Origin of the sequence: Priestia sp. HNGD-A6, assembly GCF_045784335.1 — a bacterium.
In the GTDB taxonomy this organism is placed as follows: Bacteria; Bacillota; Bacilli; order Bacillales; family Bacillaceae_H; genus Priestia; species Priestia zanthoxyli.
On sequence record NZ_CP138621.1, the window covers coordinates 4,886,339 to 4,906,886 of the forward strand.

Annotated in this window: 20 protein-coding genes; 15 read left to right on the forward strand and 5 right to left on the reverse strand. The window is 38.6% G+C overall.

Annotated features, from left to right (window positions below):
- Nucleotides 1–24 precede the first annotated feature (24 nt).
- On the reverse strand, nt 25–690 hold the full coding sequence (locus SCI76_RS25430) for a type 1 glutamine amidotransferase domain-containing protein (protein WP_028412803.1): 666 nt from the start codon (nt 688–690) through the stop codon (nt 25–27).
- Nucleotides 691–787: 97 nt separating this feature from the next.
- A complete protein-coding gene (locus SCI76_RS25435) occupies nt 788–1,366 on the reverse strand; it encodes a hypothetical protein (protein ID WP_028412804.1) in 579 nt (192 codons plus the stop codon).
- A gap of 150 nt (nt 1,367–1,516) precedes the next feature.
- On the opposite strand from SCI76_RS25435, the gene SCI76_RS25440 reads away from it, so the two are divergent.
- Nucleotides 1,517–1,915: a FixH family protein gene (locus SCI76_RS25440; protein WP_048019010.1), complete on the forward strand. Its 399-nt coding sequence runs from the start codon at nt 1,517–1,519 to the stop codon at nt 1,913–1,915.
- Between the two features lie 63 nt (nt 1,916–1,978).
- Here SCI76_RS25440 and SCI76_RS25445 read toward each other — a convergent pair whose 3' ends face one another.
- Nucleotides 1,979–3,355 carry a PLP-dependent aminotransferase family protein gene (locus SCI76_RS25445; RefSeq protein ID WP_048019011.1) on the reverse strand — a complete coding sequence of 459 codons (1,377 nt, stop codon included), beginning with the start codon at nt 3,353–3,355 and terminating at the stop codon, nt 1,979–1,981.
- A gap of 150 nt (nt 3,356–3,505) precedes the next feature.
- Here SCI76_RS25445 and SCI76_RS25450 point away from each other — a divergent pair, with 150 nt between their 5' ends.
- Complete coding sequence (locus SCI76_RS25450; RefSeq protein WP_221832654.1) at nt 3,506–4,423, forward strand: DMT family transporter; 918 nt, start codon at nt 3,506–3,508, stop codon at nt 4,421–4,423.
- 294 nt (nt 4,424–4,717) lie between these two features.
- Nucleotides 4,718–6,049: a polysaccharide biosynthesis protein gene (locus SCI76_RS25455; protein WP_328179691.1), complete on the forward strand. Its 1,332-nt coding sequence runs from the start codon at nt 4,718–4,720 to the stop codon at nt 6,047–6,049.
- A gap of 35 nt (nt 6,050–6,084) precedes the next feature.
- Here SCI76_RS25455 and SCI76_RS25460 read toward each other — a convergent pair whose 3' ends face one another.
- Nucleotides 6,085–7,875: a transglycosylase domain-containing protein gene (locus tag SCI76_RS25460; RefSeq protein ID WP_034270090.1), complete on the reverse strand. Its 1,791-nt coding sequence runs from the start codon at nt 7,873–7,875 to the stop codon at nt 6,085–6,087.
- Between the two features lie 822 nt (nt 7,876–8,697).
- On the opposite strand from SCI76_RS25460, the gene SCI76_RS25465 reads away from it, so the two are divergent.
- The 6 genes from SCI76_RS25465 to SCI76_RS25490 all read left to right on the forward strand — a co-directional run bounded on the left by SCI76_RS25465 (nt 8,698) and on the right by SCI76_RS25490 (nt 14,421).
- Nucleotides 8,698–9,300 (forward strand): alpha/beta hydrolase, encoded by a 603-nt coding sequence (locus SCI76_RS25465; protein WP_328179693.1) that lies wholly within the window; start codon nt 8,698–8,700, stop codon nt 9,298–9,300.
- Nucleotides 9,301–9,590: 290 nt separating this feature from the next.
- The gene (locus tag SCI76_RS25470; protein ID WP_034270087.1) at nt 9,591–10,301 is read left to right on the forward strand and encodes a polysaccharide deacetylase family protein; all 711 of its coding nucleotides are present in this window, start codon (nt 9,591–9,593) and stop codon (nt 10,299–10,301) included.
- Between the two features lie 15 nt (nt 10,302–10,316).
- Nucleotides 10,317–10,910, forward strand: coding sequence for a DedA family protein (locus SCI76_RS25475; protein WP_028412811.1), 594 nt, complete (start codon nt 10,317–10,319; stop codon nt 10,908–10,910).
- On the forward strand, nt 10,907–12,040 hold the full coding sequence (locus SCI76_RS25480) for an MGDG synthase family glycosyltransferase (protein ID WP_028412812.1): 1,134 nt from the start codon (nt 10,907–10,909) through the stop codon (nt 12,038–12,040). Before SCI76_RS25475 ends, SCI76_RS25480 begins: the two co-directional genes overlap by 4 nt.
- Before the next feature lie 92 nt (nt 12,041–12,132).
- Nucleotides 12,133–12,882, forward strand: coding sequence for an oxygen-insensitive NADPH nitroreductase (nfsA, locus tag SCI76_RS25485; RefSeq protein WP_028412813.1), 750 nt, complete (start codon nt 12,133–12,135; stop codon nt 12,880–12,882).
- A 429-nt stretch (nt 12,883–13,311) separates the two neighbouring features.
- On the forward strand, nt 13,312–14,421 hold the full coding sequence (locus SCI76_RS25490; protein ID WP_407544690.1) for a LysM peptidoglycan-binding domain-containing protein: 1,110 nt from the start codon (nt 13,312–13,314) through the stop codon (nt 14,419–14,421).
- A gap of 80 nt (nt 14,422–14,501) precedes the next feature.
- Here SCI76_RS25490 and SCI76_RS25495 read toward each other — a convergent pair whose 3' ends face one another.
- Entirely contained in the window at nt 14,502–15,644 is a 1,143-nt protein-coding gene (locus SCI76_RS25495) for a C40 family peptidase (protein WP_048019016.1), read from the reverse strand.
- Between the two features lie 194 nt (nt 15,645–15,838).
- Here SCI76_RS25495 and SCI76_RS25500 point away from each other — a divergent pair, with 194 nt between their 5' ends.
- The 6 genes from SCI76_RS25500 (at nt 15,839) to SCI76_RS25525 (ending at nt 20,530) form a co-directional block, all read left to right on the forward strand.
- Nucleotides 15,839–16,888 carry an anthranilate phosphoribosyltransferase gene (locus SCI76_RS25500; protein WP_048019017.1) on the forward strand — a complete coding sequence of 350 codons (1,050 nt, stop codon included), beginning with the start codon at nt 15,839–15,841 and terminating at the stop codon, nt 16,886–16,888.
- A gap of 152 nt (nt 16,889–17,040) precedes the next feature.
- Nucleotides 17,041–17,343, forward strand: a complete 303-nt coding sequence (locus SCI76_RS25505; RefSeq protein WP_013057659.1) for an urease subunit gamma — start codon at nt 17,041–17,043, stop codon at nt 17,341–17,343.
- A gap of 14 nt (nt 17,344–17,357) precedes the next feature.
- A complete protein-coding gene (locus SCI76_RS25510) occupies nt 17,358–17,684 on the forward strand; it encodes an urease subunit beta (protein ID WP_028412817.1) in 327 nt (108 codons plus the stop codon).
- Nucleotide 17,685: 1 nt separating this feature from the next.
- Nucleotides 17,686–19,395, forward strand: a complete 1,710-nt coding sequence (ureC, locus tag SCI76_RS25515) for an urease subunit alpha (protein WP_028412818.1) — start codon at nt 17,686–17,688, stop codon at nt 19,393–19,395.
- Between the two features lie 9 nt (nt 19,396–19,404).
- Nucleotides 19,405–19,851 (forward strand): urease accessory protein UreE, encoded by a 447-nt coding sequence (gene ureE / locus SCI76_RS25520; RefSeq protein ID WP_048019018.1) that lies wholly within the window; start codon nt 19,405–19,407, stop codon nt 19,849–19,851.
- Nucleotides 19,844–20,530, forward strand: a complete 687-nt coding sequence (locus SCI76_RS25525; RefSeq protein WP_048019019.1) for an urease accessory protein UreF — start codon at nt 19,844–19,846, stop codon at nt 20,528–20,530. The genes ureE and SCI76_RS25525 overlap by 8 nt, the downstream gene beginning before the upstream one ends.
- Nucleotides 20,531–20,548: the final 18 nt, after the last annotated feature.

A 20,548-nucleotide genomic window follows, 5' to 3' on the forward strand; every position in this document is an offset into this window, starting at 1 on the left:
GCTTTCGAGCAGTCTTTTTTTAGTTTATTTATTTAGCTTTTTAACTAATTCATCACCCATTAACTCAGAAGAAAAAGGATCTCGGCTTGTGACAATTTGATCATTTGCCCAAACAGCATATGCTTTTTTATCCATCTCAGGGATGTAATTAGCCACTTCACGAAGTTCTTGTTCTAAACTGTATGGTAAAAAGGGAAGTACTTCTTCCGGTTCAATTTCATCAGGATAACCGGTTACGTCTAGTCCTTTAATTAACAGTTCATCATCGGATCCTTTCAAGAAAGCAAACACAGAAGGTCCGTGACACTCAGCTGCTAAAATACCTCCGTTGTCGTACACTTTGTTCATAAGTGCATGCAAGTCCACATTTTTTGCTAAGTCAAACATAGCGCCGTGGCCGCCTACTACTAAGATAACGTCATAGTTCTCAGCATCTACTTCTTCAAGTTTCATTGTCTGATCCGCTCTTCCTGACTCATATAATTTCTTATACGTTCCGTCTGGATCAAAGTCTTCTGAAATACTTCGAACGTCTAGTTCCGGCTTACCTCCAAAAGGTGAGGCTAAGTCAACGGTGTGTCCTGCGTTCTCAAGCTTTTGCAGCGGAGCAAATAATTCTTCTGCCCACCAACCTGTGTGATAATCTTTCTCTTCGTATCCGCTTGATAATACAGCTAACACTCTTGCCATGTTTATACCTCCTAAATGATGTAAAACGTATAGTGATACATATCATGTATTCATTGTGAACTGTACCCTATATAAAAAAACTTTAAACAATGGCAAGTTATGAAAAGGTAGCGTGAATCATAAACAAAACCAAAAAAGAGATAGCAAATTTAAGATGCCACTTTTTATCTGTACGCTTATAGCGCTTCACGCCCATCACGAGCAGACAAGCTAGAACAGCCATCGTGATAATTCCTGAAAAGTACGTAAAATTTGCTTGAAATCCTTTTATCAAAGCCATATAACCATGTAAAATAATCAAAGCAGTTGATATAAGGGCAACGGGAACGTGCCACTGACGAACGTACTTGGCTAAAAACTGAATAAGCGGTTTTAACTCAAACTTTCCTTTTTTAATTTGCGATATCGGTTTCCATTTTAATAATAAAAAGATAGGATAAATAGCTAAAGCTGCAAAGAAACCAATTCGTGCGATAGAACCAAGCTCTTTAAAATTCCCTTCGTATATTTTAGAATCAAGCGGAAGGGAATGTTTATAAATAGGGACGTAAATAAGCCCTGCTACAACTAGTAAAAAAGAGATAGTAAAGATAAAGATCACTTTTTTACGCTCACTTTTATTTTTGATTAACGTCTGTAGCCATGATTTTTTAGCTGGAGATTTAGCGGAATTCATTTTCTTCCTCCTTGGAAAAATCTAGTTAGTATCAGTATGAACTTTTTTTCTTAAAAAATCTTTAAAAATCCTTCTTTTTTTAAAAAATTCATTTTTTTCTTTGCAATACGCGTTATAGTTAAACAAAGGGTTTAAAAAGGAGATGAATACATGAAAAAAAGAATAAGTATATCTATAATCAGTCTTTGTTTACTTTTAACAGCCTGTGGTCAGGAACCTGCTCAAAGCACAAATGCTGAGAAGCCAAAACCGTTGGACGTAAACCTTCAAGGCCCAGAGAAGTTACAGAAAAATGAAAACGGTATCTACAAAGCCGAAGTTACATATGGAGACGAAAAAGTAAAAAATGATGACGTTGAAATGATTGAATTTGAAATAGAGAAAAAAGATGGCGAAGGGAAAGGGAAGATGTTAAAGCCTAAACAAATAGGAAAAGGTGTATATGAGATACAAACATCTTTCTCTGAGCCTGGCACATATACCGTGCAGTCACATGTTTCTGCAAAAGGGACGCATAACATGCCTCTTATAACCGTTACGGTTAAATAAAAGAAGTCAAGGATGCTAATTCCTTGGCTTCTTTTCGTTTAGTATGTCCGTTAAATTCCCATTCTACAAGGGGAAAAGGTTATTTGGAATAGGATGATGTTTTCTATCATCAATTAAAGTAATGCACTGAGCCAGCTGTTCAATCCCTCGTTTGATCGTATTCTTATTTACTTGTGAGATGCTTAATCGGAGAAGCGTGTCTCGTTTATATTCTGGTAAAAAAAATCTAGAAGCATCATCAACATATATGTGCTGCTCGTTTAGCATGTGGACGATCTGTTTTGCTTTCACATGCTCAGGTAAACTAATGGATAAATAGAATCCTGAAGGTGGCTTAGAAAAATGTGTATGAGCGGGCAGCAGTGAATCACATGCTTCTACAAGAGTTTGCATTTTGGTATGGTATACCTCTTTTATCTTTTTAAGATGACTAGTAAACATGCCGCTTTTTAAATAAATTTCAAGAGCGCCTTGGGAAAGCGCTGAACTATTAAAATCTGAACTGAATTTATATCGTAAAAAGTTGCTATTCATTAACGAAGGAAGCACGATAGCAGCAATGCGTAACCCAGGAAGAAAAATTTTCGAAAAGCTTTTAATATAAATGACTCGTCCAGAAGGATTAAAAGAAAATAAAGGATCTGATTTTGCATCGGGATCAAGGTCGCCCAAAAAGTCATCCTCGACTATATATACATCGTATTTTTCGGCCAGCTCCACGATTTTTTTCTTCTCGAAATTTGTATAACAATGTCCAAGAGGATTATGGAATCTTGGAATAATATAGAAAAATTTTATGTCATTATTTCGAAAAATGTACTCCAAACGATCAAGATCAATCCCTTCCATCGATAGCTCGATCCCAAAAGTAGTAGTTTGGTGCAGGGTAAGAGACTCGATAAAACCGAAATAAGTGGGCTGTTCAATCAGGATATTATTTTTTCCATTTGGAAATGGCATAGAAACTAATAAGTGAAGAGCTTGCTGAGACCCAGATACAACAACTAACCTTTCAGCTTGAGTGAACACCTGTAGGCTCTGCAAGTGTTTCACTAACTGTACCCGCAATGAGTAAGAGCCTTGTTGATCAGAGTATGTAAAAAGCTCTTCTTTGTAGTGTTCAATTGCTTGGTTTATACAATGCTGAAATTCAAGATAAGGCATAACGTTTTTATCTGGACCAGCAGACAAGAAATCAATCACTTCATTTTCATTCGTCCTATGTTGAAATTCTGCCACAACGTAGTAGCCGCTTTTAGGAACAGAATAAATTAAATGCTCTTTTTCTAATTCGCTGTACGCTTTAATAACGGTATTCTTGCTGCACGAAAAATGGTGGGAGAGTCGGCGAACAGAAGGGAGTTTACCACCTGCAATAAGCGATCCATTTGCTAGGCCAAGCTTAATTTCTTCCATGATTTTTAGATATTTCAAACTCATAGGTCCTACTCCTTTAATTTGTACCCGTACAGTTAGGTAAAAGAATGATTTATTTTACTAGTTGTCCTGCGCTATCCTTTTAATTATATCAGAACTTTTTTTAGAAAAATGGTACAGTTCTGAAAAATAAAAAGACAGGGGTAGGGTAAGATGCAAAAAGAAACGAGAGAGAAAATCGGCTTATTGTTAGGGGTAGTAGGCGTTATCTGTTTTAGCTTAACCCTTCCTTCTACAAGCATTGCAGTCGAGTATTTCGGAACGACAGTCGCCGGTTTAGGAAGAACAGCTATAGCTGCTATCTTAGTAGCTGTGATATTGATTGTACGAAAAGAAAAATTTCCTTCTCTTCGCCAATTTAAAAGTCTGCTGATCGTTGCTTTAGGCGCAGTTTTAGGGTTTCCTCTGCTCACTTCCTGGGCAATGAAATCATTGCCTGTTTCTCACGGAGCGGTTGAACTCGCTCTTTTACCATTAGCCACAGCCGGTTTTGCGATGTTTAGAGGAGGGGAACGTCCTTCTTTCAAATTCTGGATATCAAGCATGATTGGTTCTGCGGCTGTTATCGTGTATGCTCTTCACCTCGGATTTGGTCAACTGCAGTTTGCCGATGCCGCTTTACTAGCAGCGGTGCTGATACTTGGACTGAGCTACGCAGAAGGAGGGGTGTTGGCAAGAGAATTAGGCAGCTGGCAGGTAATTGCTTGGGCCATTATCATCGGTGCGCCATTTTTTATGATTCCAGTGGGACTAAGCATTACAGCTGAGATGCTTCATGCGCCTTTAAAAGCGTGGGTTAGTTTGATTTATCTATCAGTTGTGAGTCAATTTTTAGCATACGTTGCTTGGTACAGCGGGATGGCTATGGGGGGAATAGCGAGAGTTAGCCAGGTTCAATATTTGCAGCCATTTTTAATGATTCTGTTTGCAGCTCTATTTCTAGGCGAATCAATTACACTTTTTACTCTTGCTATAGCAATAATTGTTGTCTTTTCGGTTGTGCTAGGCAAAAACGCCTCGGTATCAAAAAAAGAAGTGCATCCCCAGAAAATGATGAATAAAGACGCTTAACTAATATGTAAATTTGTTACATTAAAACAGCATGCTCTATTTCCGTTAGCAATCGGCAGGTTCATTCAGTCTCCTGTTTTTCTATGTAAGTTTCAAGAGCCAAAGTATAAGAAATGAATGAATTTCCTATGTAAAAAAGGTATATAACGGTTTTTTTTCACATAGGTTGAACATTATACAAGAACTTGTACACCGAAAAAATACAATTAGACAAATAATTCGTATTGGGCTTGTCATATACATAGAGAGAAGAGGTAGTGATGAAAAAGGACGGGAGATAGAGGAGATAACGAGATGAACACTTTTTTGAAAGGAACGTTTATTCTAGCAGGTGCTGCCTTTGCAGGAGAGTTAATTGAATTTCTTGTAAATATGGTACTTGCTAGAGAATTAGGAAGGGAAGGCATGGGCATGTACATGACTGTTCTTCCTATCATTTTTCTTATTGCCACCGTAGCCAACTTAGAACTGCCTATTTCTATTTCTAAATTTCTTGCTGAACATCATCGCAAAGAACATCAGCATATGATGAAGCATGCCACCATTTTTGCGACTGCTGTGAGCTTGGGGATCTTTTTTATTACACTGGCCGTATTAGCAGCCTTTCCATTTTTCAGTCACTATCATCCTTACTTGAAATGGGTTGTACTATGTTTCATTCCGGTTGTTTCATTTTCAGCGGTGCTTCGTGGATATTTTACGGGTAAAAATAATATGATGACCATCGCTGTGTCTAATTTTATTCGCAAAGCCTTTCAGCTAACTATTTTATTTGTTGTTTTTCAAATGTTCGCTTTCACAGATGTTAAAATGTCTCTGTTTATTGCGATTTGTACACTGATTGGAACCGAAGCTGTTATTTTGCTTTATTTTTTTATCACGTATGTTACTCAGTTAAGTGTTTTATCAAGAGGGCACAGGCCTCTGCTTTCTCCAAGTGAGATTCGGAAAAAGCTGTTAGGCGTCTCACTTCCGACCACGGGACTGCGTTTATTTAATGCGGTATGTAATGCTATTCAGCCGTTTTTAATCAAACACGCGCTCGTTTTATCGGGCATGACGTTAACCGGGGCAACGCAGCATTTTGGTATGCTAACAGGGGTAGCGATGTCGATCGGCTTTTTTCCGGCTTTCTTTGCTCACTCTCTTTTAGTAGCACTCATACCTGCTGTATCTGAAGCTCATGCGAAAAATCAGGAAGAACAGCTTCAAAGACTTTTGACTCAAAGTATGCAAATGACATTTTTATATGGGATTCCGTCTATAGTGGCGATGTATTTCTTTGCTGAGCCGCTTACTAACTTGTTTTTTCATTCTACAGAAGCCGTGTACTATCTAAAGGCTTTATGGCCGTATTTTCTTTTTCACTTCTTTGCCGTCCCGCTTCAAGCTTATTTAATTGGACTCGGCTATGTAAAAGATGCTTTTTATCATACGATTTGGTCTCATATTGTCTCTTTTTCCCTGATGTTTTTCTTAGGATCACAAACAAATATTGGCATGCAGGGAATTATTATCGGGATGAACTGTGGCGTGGTTGTTTTGACCGTTCTGCATTATGTAACGATTTGCAAAGTCATTAACGTTTCCTTTTTTTCACTTAAGCATAAAACGCATTTATCTTAAAAAAACCTCCAACAGTGAAGTTGGAGGTTTTTTGGTTACCAGTTATTCATAATTGAGCTAAACAGTGTAGCAGGGTCTTGTCCGCCGCCGCCTGATAAGTATTTCGTTGTTTGCGTAGAATTAGCATTATCAAAGCCAGCGTGGATAGAAACGACTGCATCATCGGTATACCCGACAAACCAAGCATCTTTGACGTCGTTGGTTGTACCGGTTTTACCTGCAGCATCTCGTGAAGAACGAGCGTTAACACCTGTTCCATAGCTTTTTTCAATTACGTCTTGCAGCATGGATGTCATTGTATCCGCATTTTCTTCACTCATTACTCGCTCTGTCTGAATGTCTGGCTTTTTCACTTCACCGTCGCGCATCTCAATTTTCCGAATTGCGTACGGCTTAGTCATGACGCCTTTGTTAGCGAAGGTTGTATATCCTTGTGCTAACTGAAGGGGAGAGAACGTTGTCGTCGTTCCTCCAAGAGCAAGTCCTAATTTTGACTTATCGTCATCTTCAAGAGGAAGTCCAGCTTTTTCCATGAATTTTACGCTTGTATCAATACCAATTTGTTTTAAAAGCCAAACAGCTGGAACGTTAAGTGAACGAGTAAGTGCTTCACGCATTGTCACATGCTTTTGATATTCACCTTCTGCGTTTTTAGGGCTATATCCACCGCCAAAGTCTTGTCGTTCGTCACTTAAGAGTGAAGTTGGTGTATAATCTCCAGTTTCTAGTGCTGGACCGTATACGGCTAAAGGCTTAATAGCTGAACCAAGCTGATAGCCGCTTGTAGCACGGTTTAAGCCGTTTCGTTCATAGCTGCGTCCTCCATACATCGCTGAAATCCCGCCTGTTTTAGGGTTGACAGCTGAAATCCCAACCTCTACTTTGCTGTTGATGTCATCATCTCGGAACGTATGATTTGCTACAGAGTTATTAATCGATTCCTGTAAATTAGGATCTAAATCTGTATAGATGGCATAACCACCCTTATAAAGGTCATCAGCAGATACGCCATATTGTTGAGCAGCTTCTTTAATTACATAATCAATAAATGCTTGATTTGAGTTCGGTTTTTTAACCGGAATACTAGGCTCGACTACGCGTTCGTTTAACGCTTGCTGATACTGAGTATCGCTAATAACGTTTTGGTCATGCATCAGTTTCAATACAACGTTTCGTCGGGCTGTTGCTTTTTCTGTACTATTGCTTGGTGAATACGTACTCGGCGCTTTTGGGAGTCCTGCTAAAAGCGCAGCTTCGCCTACGGTTAAATCTGATACAGGCTTATTAAAATAAATCTGAGAAGCTGCACCAATACCGTATACACCGCTTCCGAAATAAATTTGATTTAAATATAATTCCAAAATTTGATCTTTTGTAAATTGTCTTTCTAAGCCTAGTGATAGAAACATTTCATCTACTTTACGTTTAATGGTCTTATCACTAGATAAGTAAAGATTTCTTGCTAACTGCTGCGTAATGGTACTTGCGCCTTCAGCTTTACTCATTGTTACAATGTTCTTAAAAAGGGCGCGGCCAATACCTTGTAAATCAATCCCAAAATGCTTGTAAAAGCGACGGTCTTCCGTTGCAACAAACGCCATTTTTACATAATCGGGAATTTCATTGCTCGAAACATTTTGACGGGGAACGGTTTTATACAATTCGTCAATCTTACGGTCATTTTTGTCATAGACTACCGTACTTTGAACCGACTGCAGTTTCGAGTAAGATAAATCAGCCGTTTGCTGAAATTGCTTTAATACATAGGTAACTCCTAGCATTACAATTAAAACAACGACTAAAAAGGCTAAAATAAATTTCCTCATGTTGGTTCACTCCACTAAGTAATAATTCCATGTTCACACATAGCTACATTCTTCGTCTTTACAAGGTCGTTATGTAAAGAATGCTGAAGTTTGTTGACCCATTCAATCTTTTAACAAAGAGATGGGTGATAAAGTATTAACGTTTACAAGCTGACGCGCTAAGTTTAATAAAGGCTATTATTCAAGTGCAGGTAAGTTTTTAGGGTATAAGACGATTGACATAAATAGCTCTTTACGCAGTTATTTTTTGCTTACTCGCAGATGCTTCGTTTTTTTATTAAACTGAAACAAAGTGAAATACAATCATCTGAACTTAGTTTACCCATAAATTTGTGTTTGTCAAATAAAGTCGTATAAAGCACCATTCGGGGCTTTGTTCCCCTTTATGAAAAACCAAGGGGGTATTTTACGTTCTGTTTCTCATAGAAAAAAGTTGCTATAACACGTATAAGAAATACGATTTAGTACGCTCGGGTATAAATGCTGATATCTGTTGAAAGTAACGAAATAAAGAAAAAATTAACTAATTTATCAGACTAGGGCACTTTTTATACGAAGGAGGACGGGCGAGTTTTAATTATTATCCACCTTTTGACGGGAGCACTTAGATAAAAGTGGAATATTTCTTTACCCGCTGTAAGTCAAACGAATTAAATACCTAGCTGCATATGAGCAATGGCCATATGAAGTTATTCAGTATTATGTGATACTGCCAGCAAAACATACAGGTATTTCTTTGACAGTAGTTCCTTTACAAATGCTTCGAAAGTTCTTATAATAAAATTATCTTTAATTCGAGATATTTAAAAGGAGTGGATATACGTGAAACATATTTTTAAAAAAGGAACGGACGAGACGAAACCGACTTTATTGCTGTTGCATGGTACAGGAGGTACAGAACAAGATCTGCTCTCTGTTGCAGATATGATTGATTCCTCTTGCTCCGTATTATCTGTAAGAGGAAATGTACTAGAAAACGGAATGCCCCGTTTCTTTAGACGTTTACAAGAAGGAATATTTGATATAGAAGATTTAATTGAACGTACAAAAGAACTTCATCAATTTTTAGATGAAGCGGCTGAAACATATTCATTCGACCGACACAACATCGTAGCTGTAGGCTACTCAAATGGTGCCAATATTGCAGGAAGTTTGCTGTTTCATTATGAGAATTCTTTAAAAGGGGCGGCTCTTCTTCATCCGATGGTTCCAAGAAGAGGAATTGAAGTGCCTAAGACCGACGCCTCTATCTTTATCGGCGCAGGTACAAACGATCCTATTTGCCCAGCATCAGAAACGGAAGAACTTTCTGCTCTTTTAGAAAAAGCCGGAGCGGACGTACAGGTCCATTGGGAATCATTTGGACATCAGTTAACACGAACAGAAATTGAAGCAGCTGAAAAATGGTATCGGTCAAAATTTTAATTTCAAAACTTTCCGCACTCGTGCGGGAAGTTTTTTTATTTTCAAAAAACAAGGACAGTTATCATACAAAAGATAGATATAAATGGTAAAAAGTACTTTTTTTACTGAATGAAGGGAAATTTTATGATATCATTTTATTTCCGGTATATCCTTGCAGAACAGCTATTTTTAGGTAAAGTATCAAATTATTTTAAAATTCCTGGCTTCTATCACAAAAAAATGAAACCAAAGTCTGAGTAAACCGTTATAATAAATGCAGGATTTAAATTCAAAAGGATGGTTAAAAGCATATGACTCGTTTTTTTATTGTTTTACTTTTCGTTCTAATGGTTATATGTGTATATACCATTATTTCGCAAACCCTTTACCGTCGCTATCATTCATCAGTCATAATAAAAGGGGCAAAAAAGCATAAAATAGCTATAACATTTGACGATGGGCCTCATCCTGTTTATACGCCAAAAATTTTGGACTTGTTCAAACTGCATGAAATGAAAGCTACTTTTTTTATTGTGGGAGAACTAGGGGAAAAACACCCGTCTATTTTAAACAGGATGATTGATGAAGGACATGAAGTAGCTATACATCATCATCGTCACGTGAGTGCATGGACGCAAACACCTTGGCAATTAAAAAGACAAATTCATCAATGTGCACAGGTTATAGAGAAAGTAACAAATCAAAAGCCGCTTTTTTATCGTCCGCCGTGGGGACATTTAAATATGAGCAGTTTATTAATGGCCAAGCCATATCACCTCGTAATCTGGACAGGAATCTTTCAGGATTGGACACTAAAAACAACGAAAACGGCATTAGTTCAAAAACTAATGCGTAAAGTAGAAGATGGAGCCATTTTTGTTTTACACGATAATGGAGATACCCCGGGAGCAGATGAAAAAGCACCTGAAATGACGATTGCGGCGTTAGAAGAATTTTTACCTTACTTAAAACAGCAAGGGTATGAAAGTATAACCATGCAGCAATTGATGAATCAATCGTAAATAGAGGAGCGAGCAGTGGACTTAACAATTATTTCTCAGTATATACATTCCTATGGTTATATCGTTATTTTACTTGTACTTTTTTGTGGGATTGTTGGAATTCCAGCGCCTGAAGAATCATTTTTAATATTATTAGGCATGTTTATTGCCAAACATCAGCTGAACTTATACGAATCATCTCTTTTTGCTTTTTTAGGTGTTATAACTGGAATGCTTACTGCTTACGGGCTAGGAAGGTATGCGGGAACCCCATTTTTTGATAAATACGGAAAATACGTAGGGTTAACCAAAGAGAAAATTGAAGCGGCAAGCGGCAGCTACCATAAATATGGGATATGGACCATTTTATTTGGTTTATATATTCCAGGCTTACGTCAAATTAGCCCATATATGGCAGGAATAAGTCGCTATCCGTTTTTGCTTTATTTGCTGTTATCGGTGGTAGGCAGTCTAGTATGGGTCCTTTCTTTTCTCGTTCTAGGTTACTATGTAGGAGACCGGATTCATATTTCGTATATCATTATGGGAGCTGTAGCTTTTTTTGTTATTTATTTACTTATAAAAAGAAAAAGAAACCGAAAACGTCTTGAGAGGAGGGATGGTCAATGAGGAAGGTTCTGTTCTTGCCGCTTTTTCAGATGCCATCTGGTCATCACCAAGTAGCAGACGCCGTTATGGATGCCATCATGGAACGTTTTTCTCACGTTATTTGTCAAAAAATTGATTGTTTAAGCTATTGGAGCAAACCGCTTGAACAAATGATTTCATCGATATACATGAAATGGATTTCTGTTTTTCCAAAGCAGTTTGAAAAATTTTATTACGGGCATGTATACAAAAAAAACGACCATACGATGGATGATTTTGTCGTGAAAAAGTGGCCGATTATCGAATATCATATGAAGAAATTAATTGATGCAGAGCAGCCCGACGTCATTGTTTGCACACACAGCTTTCCTTCCTGTGTATTAAGCGGCTTAAAAGAAAAAGGAATCATTGATCTTCCTATTATAAACGTATACACCGACTTCTTAGTAAGCGACGTATGGGGTAAAAATGGAATCGAACTTCACTGCGTGCCTGATCAGGATACGAAAGCATTTCTACAAAACGTTCACGGTGTAAAAGAGTCTTCTATTTATGTAACGGGCATTCCCGTTCATAAAGCGTTTTTAAAAAGACGGATTGACCATCTCATGCCACAGAAGCATATCCTGATTGCCGGAGGAAATTCGGGCCTTGGGAATGTACGCAAAATGCTTCAGCAGCTTCCGCAAAACTGTACGTATATGTATTATGTGCTGTGTGGAAAAAATAAAAAGTTGTATCAAGAACTAGTGAAACTAAACCACCCGAAAGTTAAAGCGGTCCCGTATGTAAAATCAAGAGAGAAAATGAATGATTTATATGAAGGAGCAGATGCCATTGTCACAAAAGCAGGAGGCGTTACAATTAGCGAAGCCCTTCATAAGAGACTACCTATTTTTATTCATTCATCTCTTCCCGGTCAAGAACAAATTAACATTGAATATCTAAAAGAAAAAGAGCTGCTGATACCGCTTAATGATGCTGAAGCCTTTGAACAGCAGCTTAAGAACATTTTAGAAAATGATGTGAAACGAAACCGGTTGATAAAACGAATGGACGAATATGTAGACAGCTTAGAAGTAAAAGTAGATCGCGTGCTTGCAGATCACTTTAAGCTGTATCGATATGAGACAAGTCAAAATCAATTTTAAGCAGAACATTGGTTATTTCTTTTTACATTCGATAAACTAACTGTAGATATAACATCTGTAGAAGGTTAAATGAAGTAAAAGGAGATTATAATATGAACTCAGTTATTGAAACGATTTTAAATCATCGTTCTATTCGCAAATATGAAGACAAACCATTGTCGGAAGAGCAAATTCAGACGATTGTAGAAAGCGCACAGGCAGCTTCCACATCAAGCTATATTCAAGCGTACTCCATTATTGGAGTAAAAGATAAAGAAACGAAGCGAAAGCTTGCCCAATTAGCAGGAAATCAGCCTTACGTAGAAACGAATGGACACTTCTTTGTATTTTGCGCTGACTTTCATCGTCATGATGTCATTGCAGAAATGGAGAAAAAAGATTTATCGACAGCGCTCGAAAGCACAGAGCAGTTCATGGTAGCTATTATTGACGTTGCCCTTGCTGCGCAAAATGCAACGCTTGCTGCTGAATCAATGGGACTTGGAGCTTGTTATATTGGCGGTTTGCGTAACGAATTAGAAGAAGTAAGCAAATTGTTAAAACTGCCTCATCATGTAATCCCGTTATTTGGTCTAACGGTTGGACATCCAGCGGGTATGACGGATAAAAAGCCGCGCTTACCATTTAAACATGTGTATCATGAAGAAACATATGAGCCAAACCATGAGCAGACGAAAAAAGAATTAACGACGTATAACGAAGAAATTTCTGCTTATTACAACGAACGAACAAATGGCAAACGCCAAGACACATGGACTGGTCAAATGGCTGAAATGCTTTCCAATCCTAAGCGTATGTATATGAAAGAATTTGTTGAAAAGCAAGGATTTAATAAGAAATAAAAAGGCTGGGACACAAGTAGTTTAGCCGAATTGAAAAGCGAACCGCTCATCAGAATCTTTGATGAGCGGTTCGCTTTTTTTGTTATGGTGAACATAGGTTTCATTTATGTAGTTCCTTCTAGCAGTTGACTGGATTCATTTCCAACCTCTTTTTTGTTACGAAAAAAACTTAATATACCCGTTAAATGGTCAATAAAAAAGAAGAGGCATAGCCAGTAATGATAGAGAAATTTAACTATTTTGGTTAAAACAACAATAAAAAGCAGTAAAAAGTAGAAACGTTTCATCATATAGCCAAATTATCAGAAATATTACGTTTAAACGTTCCTTTTTGTTAAGTTTTGTAATAAAAGTAGCATGGCTCTGTAACGGCTGTGAAATATGAGGATGATATCATTCAATCATTGAGTAAATAAGGAGGTATTCGTAATGAAAAAATTTATATTTACTCTAGGAACAACAGCAATCCTTTCAGCGGGATTTGTAGGTGCAGCTTCTGCTTCTACAAGCGGAACGTATCACGTAGAAAAAGGTGATACGTTATGGAAAGTCGCTCAAAAGCACAGCGTGAGCGTAGACGAGCTAAAAGATGCAAATAACTTAACATCTAATATTATTTATCCAAATCAAGAATTAAACGTAGCTACTATAAAAGAAATGACGCACAAAGTTCAGCAAGGAAATACATTATGGTCCATCAGTCAGCAATACGGCGTGACGGTAGATCAAATTAAAGAATGGAACGGACTGAAGTCAGATTTAATTTATCCTGGCGAACAACTAAAAATTCAGTCTCCAAACGGCCAAGCTCAGCAATCAAGCCCTTCAGTAGCCCAAGCTGCTCCAGAAGCTCAGCAAGCTCAAGCGCCGGCTGAACAATCTCAAGAAGAACAGCAGCAAGCTCAAACTGAACAAGCTCAAAAAGAGCAGCAGCAAGCTCAAGCTGAACAAGCTCAAAAACAACAGCAGCAAGCTCAAGCTGAACAAGCTCAAAAAGAGCAGCAGCAAGCTCAAGCTGAACAAGCTCAAAAACAACAGCAGCAAGCTCAAGCTGAACAAGCTCAAAAACAACAGCAGCAAGCTCAAGCTGAACAAGCTCAAAAACAACAGCAGCAAGCTCAAGCTGAACAAGCTCAAAAACAACAGCAGCAAGCTCAAGCTGAACAAGCTCAAAAAGAGCAGCAGCAAGCTCAAGCTGAACAAGCTCAAAAACAACAACAACCTGCTGAATCGTCACAACAAGCCAGCGGCAAATCAATGACAGTTGAAGCAACTGCCTATACGGCTAATTGTGCTGGATGTAGCGGTACAACTGCTACAGGAGTGGATTTAAAAGCAAATCCAAACCAAAAAGTAATCGCTGTTGATCCTAGTGTTATTCCGTTAGGTTCGAAAGTTTATGTAGAAGGCTATGGTGAAGCTGTAGCTGCCGATACAGGTGGAGCAATTAAAGGCAATCGAATCGATGTATTCGTTCCTTCTGAAGGTGATGCTCAACAGTTCGGAAGAAAATCTGTTAAAATCACGGTTATGAACTAAGAAGTTCTTTATAAAATTGCTAGTCTAGTATAGAAATACATAGCTAGTAAAACAAAAGAGGTGCCTTATGGCACCTCTTTTTACTTTATAATACGCTTTGCGCCCGCATAGCTGTTTTTCCAGTACGCTGTTGAAAGTGATTGCGTTTTAACGCCTTTGCTGCTGACATAAATGAATTCTTGTTTGTCTAGGTAAATTCCTACGACTGAAACGGATTTGCCGTTTTTAAAGAAAACTAAATCTCCAGCCTGCAGGCTGTTTTGCTTTACGTCCGTGCCGCTTTTATACTGATCTGCTACTGTACGTGGGATAGAAATATTCGAGCCCGCGTTTTTATATACATACTGTGTGTACCCCGATACATCAAAACCTTTTGGTGTTGTGCCTCCATATTTATATGGCTTTCCGATCAGTGTTTTGGCATACGATACAATTTGCTGCTGTTTTGCACTAACAGAAGTTTGGGGTGCTGGAGACGGCGCAGGTGCGCTTGTACTTTTCACTTTCAGCACTTGTCCAACTTTTAGCGCATCTGTTTTTAAATTGTTTAATTTTTTTAATTCAGCTACCGTCATGCCGTACTTTTTAGCGACTGCTGTCAGCGTGTCTCCCTTTTTCACCGTGTAGGTGCCATTGTTATCAGCCGGTGTAGATGGAGCTGTTGGTGAAGGTTGAATATCTTCATCAAGCAAATAACTCATATTTGCGCTAAACGTTACTTTTCGCTTCGTTTTATAGCTCTTCGCTTTTTGCTGAAATTGCGTATTGTATGCGTTGATTTCTTTTTCAAAATTTGCAGAGATCTTATTAAATTCCGCGTCACTTACATCTCCATACGCATAGTCTTCAAGATCTACAATGTAATTGTAAAGAGCAATTAAGCTGTCATATAAATACCCTTGAAGCTGATCAGCTTCTGAATTAAGATGATTCATCGCGTAATTTTTATCAGTCTTTGTTAGAAACTGGTCAATTTGATCCGCAAGCTGATCATATGCCGCTAACGCTTTTTCGTCATCTTTTATTCCTTCAATTTCTTTTAGCTTTTTTTCTACGGTTTTATAAAATGGTGCGTAATAATCTGCTAGCGAATTAACGTCTTTTTGATAAACGCTCACAGAAGAAGCAGCATAAGCAGAGTGGCTAAAAACAGGCGTTGTCACCGATGCTCCTACTAAAACGGATGCTGCTATAAATGGTACAAGTAGTTTCTCTTTTTTCATTTGTAAAGTCCCCCAAATATCCAAATAATAGTATAGCAGATAGATTATACTATATTAGGTTATAAAAGAACTAGTACTTTTCCTTTAATTTCATATTTTTTAGCAGTTTGCGTACCTGATAGAAGATAATCTAAGGATCAAAGGAAATATGTGATACAATGTACAAATATTCAGTTAAAAAGGAAGTGTACGATATGCAACAATTTATCAAAGAAATAGCGCGCGGAAAAAGAGGATCAACTGACTTAACGTATGAACAAGCAAAAGAAGCAGCTCGCTTAATCGCTTCTGGACAAGCTACGGATGCTCAGATTGCTGCTTTTTTTATTGCGGAACGTATTAAAACCGAAAATGCAGATGAACTATTGGGATTCGTTCATGCTTTTCGTGAAAAAACAAAAGAGATACCGCTGTCTCAGCCGTTAAAAGATAAATCAATTGATTTTGCAAGCCCTTATGCAGGGAGAAATTCATTTTTTGCGACCATTCCTGTATCGATTTTATTAGCTGAAAGAGGTGTGCCAGCTTTTTTACACTGTACAGAAGCGCTTCCTCCAAAGTTTGGAACAACGATTGAAGATGTACTTCATTCATTACAGATCCCTCAAGCTCAAACGATTGAAGACATCGGTCATACGTTTGAAACATTAAAAATTGGCTTTGTAAATGCTGAAACAATCTCTTATCCTCTTAGTCGCATCAAACAAATTCGTCATGAAATTGGCGTAAGAACACTAATTAATACGGTTGAAAAACTATTAAATTTATCAAATGCTTCTTCTTTAATGATGGGCGCTTTTCACCGCACGGCCATTAACAAAATTGTGCCCATTTTTGCTTCGCTCCCGTTTAAACATGTATACGTGGTGCAAGGTATAGAAGGATCTGAAGATGTACCTGTACATAGAAGCAGCTTTGTTTTTACTATCTCAGAAGGAGAGATGGAGTCGTTTATTGTCAATCCAAAAGAATACGGACTGTTTGTGGAAGAAGAACACTTTGAAAAGAAAATAAGTGTTGAAAAACAAGCGGCATATGTGACGCGCATTTTGGAGGGTGAATCTTCTTCCGAACTGACTTATGTCTATAATCAAGTAGTATTAAACGCCGGCTTGCGCTATTATTTATTTGGCTATGAAACTTCTATTGAAAAAGGAGTAGACTATGCAAAACGTCAGCTAGCTGAAGGTCTGGGTTGGAAACACCTGCAGAAATGGAAAACACAAGTGATTTCAGAAGAGTAAAAGGTGAGCAAATATGCTCATCTTTTTTTATCGAAAGATATAAATCCTTTGTTTTTTATCAGAAAATTTAATATAATTAGTTGTGTATTTGCGTTAGAAAATATCACATTTGATGTTAATAAGAAAATAGATTAGCAGAAAGGAAGCTTTCATTGAAACTTACGTCGAGAGAACAAGAGAAATTAATGATTGTCGTAGCTGCAGACTTAGCAAGACGCCGTCAGACAAGAGGATTAAAACTTAACTATCCCGAGGCAGTAGCGATTATTACATACGAAATTATGGAAGGAGCTCGCGATGGCAAGACGGTAGCACAGCTAATGCGAGAAGGTACCAAGATTTTAAAACGAGAAGATGTAATGGAAGGTATTCCGGAAATGATTCATGATATTCAAGTAGAAGCTACCTTTCCAGACGGAACCAAGCTCGTCACTGTTCACGATCCAATTCGTTAAGAGGAGGGAAAAATATGATTCCAGGGGAATACGTCTTAAAAAAAGAACCGATCACATGTAATAACAGAAAGCAATCGATTAGCGTGACTGTAATCAATAGAGGCGACCGCCCCGTTCAAGTAGGTTCACATTTTCATTTTTTTGAAGTGAATGCCGCGCTCGAATTCCCCCGCGAAGCTGCGCTTGGCTATCATTTAAATATTCCAGCCGGTACAGCCGTTCGCTTTGAGCCAGGTGATGCAAAAGAAGTAGAGCTGGTTGCTTTCTCCGGAACAAGAGAAATTTACGGTCTGAACAATAAAACAAACAGATCGCTTTCTGATAGAAAGGAAGATGCATAAGATGAGTTTTCAAATGTCGCGACGTCAGTATGCAGATATGTTTGGACCAACCGTTGGAGATGCTGTTCGTTTAGCAGACACAGAGCTATTTATTGAAATTGAAAAAGATTTCACAACCTACGGAGATGAAGTGAAGTTTGGCGGAGGAAAAGTGATTCGTGACGGAATGGGGCAGCACCCTCTTGCAACGCGAAGTGAAGCAGCGGACTTAGTGTTGACAAATGCCATTATCGTTGATTATACAGGCATATATAAAGCAGATATTGGAATAAAAGATGGACTCATTCAAACTATTGGAAAAGCGGGTAATCCGCTGTTGATGGATGAAGTAGACATCATCATTGGTGCGAGTACGGAAGTAATTGCAGCTGAAGGGAAAATTGTAACCGCCGGCGGTATTGATGCGCATATTCATTTCATTTGTCCGCAGCAAATTGAAACCGCCCTTGCCTCTGGCGTGACAACGATGATTGGAGGAGGAACAGGACCTGCTACAGGAACAAAGGCTACCACTTGTACACCCGGAGCGTGGCATATCGAACGAATGCTTGAAGCCGCTGAAGCATTTCCGATGAATATTGGCTTTTTAGGAAAAGGAAATGCAAGTGCGAAAGAGCCTTTAATTGAACAAATTAAAGCAGGAGCAATTGGACTAAAGCTTCACGAAGACTGGGGAACCACGGCATCTGCCATTGACACAAGCCTGCAAGTAGCAGACGAGTACGATGTTCAAATTGCGATTCATACAGATACTTTAAATGAAGGCGGCTTTGTTGAAGATACGATTGCAGCAATTGGTGATCGAGTCATTCATACCTACCATACTGAAGGAGCTGGAGGCGGGCATGCACCTGATATTATGGAAATGGCAAGCTTTCCAAACGTGCTTCCATCATCAACTAATCCAACAAGACCCTATACGGTCAACACGCTTGAAGAGCATTTAGATATGCTCATGGTATGTCATCATCTTGATCCTGCTGTACCAGAAGACATCGCTTTTGCTGATTCCCGCATTCGCAAAGAAACGATTGCAGCTGAAGATATTTTACACGATTTAGGTGTATTCAGTATGATTTCTTCAGATTCTCAAGCAATGGGACGTGTAGGAGAAGTGATTACACGAACGTGGCAAACAGCTGATAAGATGAAAAAGCAGCGAGGAAAAATTGATGGTGACAGCGAAGTCGGCGATAACGCACGTGTCAAACGCTATGTAGCTAAATATACGATTAATCCAGCTATCGCTCATGGAATTTCCGAATACGTAGGATCTGTAGAAACAGGGAAAATAGCTGACTTAGTCCTATGGGAGCCAGCGTTTTTTGGAATAAAGCCTGACTTGATTGTAAAAGGCGGTTTAATTGCTCACAGCTTAATGGGAGACCCTAACGCTTCAATTCCAACCCCACAGCCGGTCTTATATCGTCCGATGTTTGCTTCTTATGGAAAAGCAAGAGCTAAAACCTCCGTTACGTTTGTGTCAAAAGCAGCGTATGAGAACAAAGTGGGCGAAAAACTAGGGTTACAAAAGCTGCTTAAACCAGTAAAAGATATTCGTCAGTTAAAAAAAACAGATATGAAGTTAAATGGAGAAATGCCTAAGATTGAAGTTGATCCCCAAACGTACGAAGTAAAAATAGATGGACAAATGATTACATGTGAAGCGGCAGAAGTTGTGCCTATGGCGCAGCGATACTTTTTATTTTGAGGTGAAAAAATGGTAATCGAAAAAATTATCGGAAATATAGCAACATTAGAAAAACGAGCTCCACATATAGAAAAGGTATATATCGAAAGTGATCACTTAGTAAAACGCGTTCAGCGCGTTGTAACAGATCACGGTAAGGAACTCGGAATTCGTCTGAAAGAAAACCGCGAGTTAGTTGATGGCGATGTACTATTTATGGATGAAAGCAATATGATTGTTGTGCAAGTTCTGGCAGACGATATTTTGACCATTCAGCCGATTGATATTCAGCAGATGGGAGAAATTGCTCATCAGCTTGGGAACCGCCATTTGCCGGCGCAGTTTGAAGGTGGAGACATGCTTGTACAGTACGATTATTTAGTCGAAGAACTACTTCAGCAGCTCGATATTCCCTATAAGCGCGAAAAAAGAAAAGTAAAACAAGCTTTTAAGCATATCGGACATAGTCATGACTAATTCATTGCTTTCGCTGATTCAACTATGTGATTCGAATTTCCCATCGGGTGCATTTTCGCATTCGTTTGGTTTTGAAACGTATATTCAGCGAAATCAAATTTACGACACAGAAACCTTTCAAGAAGCGCTTCGTACATACCTTGATGTTCAGCTGACGTATACGGACGGCTTAGCATGCAGGCTGGCTTATGAGTATGCTGTTCGTGACCAGTTTAACGAAATTATGAGAATTGATCATGAACTATACGCTCTTGCTTTGTCAAAAGAAACAAGAGAAGGGACAAGACGGGTGGGCCAGCGCATGTTAAAGCTTTGCTTAGAGTTATTTCAAGGCTCTTATTTAGAAAAGTATATGAGTGAAGTAAAAGCAAAGAAGGCGTACGGACATCCTGCTGTTGTATTTGCATTAGCCAGCCTGCAGTTAAACATTACAAAAGAAGAGGCAATTTTAAGTCATTTGTACGCTAGCACCTCTTCATTAATTCAAAATGCTGTTCGCGGCATACCAATCGGCCAAACCGACGGGCAAAAAACGCTCGTTCTTTTTCAGCCGCTGCTGCAGCAAGCGCTTCAGCATATTTTGCAAGCAGATCAAGAGGAATTTGGTGCCGTGACACCAGGGTTAGAAATTGCTCAAATGCAGCATGAACAACTGCATGTTCGATTGTTCATGTCATAAAAAAGGAGGGAAGGCCTT

Coding starts and splice junctions, on each gene's coding strand:
- nfsA (WP_028412813.1), top strand. CDS start 12,133: ATGAACTCAGTTATTGAAACGATTTTAAATCATCGTTCTATTCGCAAA.
- SCI76_RS25480 (WP_028412812.1), top strand. CDS start 10,907: ATGAGGAAGGTTCTGTTCTTGCCGCTTTTTCAGATGCCATCTGGTCAT.
- SCI76_RS25525 (WP_048019019.1), top strand. CDS start 19,844: ATGACTAATTCATTGCTTTCGCTGATTCAACTATGTGATTCGAATTTC.
- SCI76_RS25460 (WP_034270090.1), bottom strand. CDS start 7,875: ATGAGGAAATTTATTTTAGCCTTTTTAGTCGTTGTTTTAATTGTAATG.
- ureC (WP_028412818.1), top strand. CDS start 17,686: ATGAGTTTTCAAATGTCGCGACGTCAGTATGCAGATATGTTTGGACCA.
- SCI76_RS25500 (WP_048019017.1), top strand. CDS start 15,839: ATGCAACAATTTATCAAAGAAATAGCGCGCGGAAAAAGAGGATCAACT.
- SCI76_RS25440 (WP_048019010.1), top strand. CDS start 1,517: ATGAAAAAAAGAATAAGTATATCTATAATCAGTCTTTGTTTACTTTTA.
- ureE (WP_048019018.1), top strand. CDS start 19,405: ATGGTAATCGAAAAAATTATCGGAAATATAGCAACATTAGAAAAACGA.
- SCI76_RS25435 (WP_028412804.1), bottom strand. CDS start 1,366: ATGAATTCCGCTAAATCTCCAGCTAAAAAATCATGGCTACAGACGTTA.
- SCI76_RS25510 (WP_028412817.1), top strand. CDS start 17,358: ATGATTCCAGGGGAATACGTCTTAAAAAAAGAACCGATCACATGTAAT.
- SCI76_RS25455 (WP_328179691.1), top strand. CDS start 4,718: ATGAACACTTTTTTGAAAGGAACGTTTATTCTAGCAGGTGCTGCCTTT.
- SCI76_RS25495 (WP_048019016.1), bottom strand. CDS start 15,644: ATGAAAAAAGAGAAACTACTTGTACCATTTATAGCAGCATCCGTTTTA.
- SCI76_RS25490 (WP_407544690.1), top strand. CDS start 13,312: ATGAAAAAATTTATATTTACTCTAGGAACAACAGCAATCCTTTCAGCG.
- SCI76_RS25470 (WP_034270087.1), top strand. CDS start 9,591: ATGACTCGTTTTTTTATTGTTTTACTTTTCGTTCTAATGGTTATATGT.
- SCI76_RS25450 (WP_221832654.1), top strand. CDS start 3,506: ATGCAAAAAGAAACGAGAGAGAAAATCGGCTTATTGTTAGGGGTAGTA.
- SCI76_RS25445 (WP_048019011.1), bottom strand. CDS start 3,355: ATGAGTTTGAAATATCTAAAAATCATGGAAGAAATTAAGCTTGGCCTA.
- SCI76_RS25430 (WP_028412803.1), bottom strand. CDS start 690: ATGGCAAGAGTGTTAGCTGTATTATCAAGCGGATACGAAGAGAAAGAT.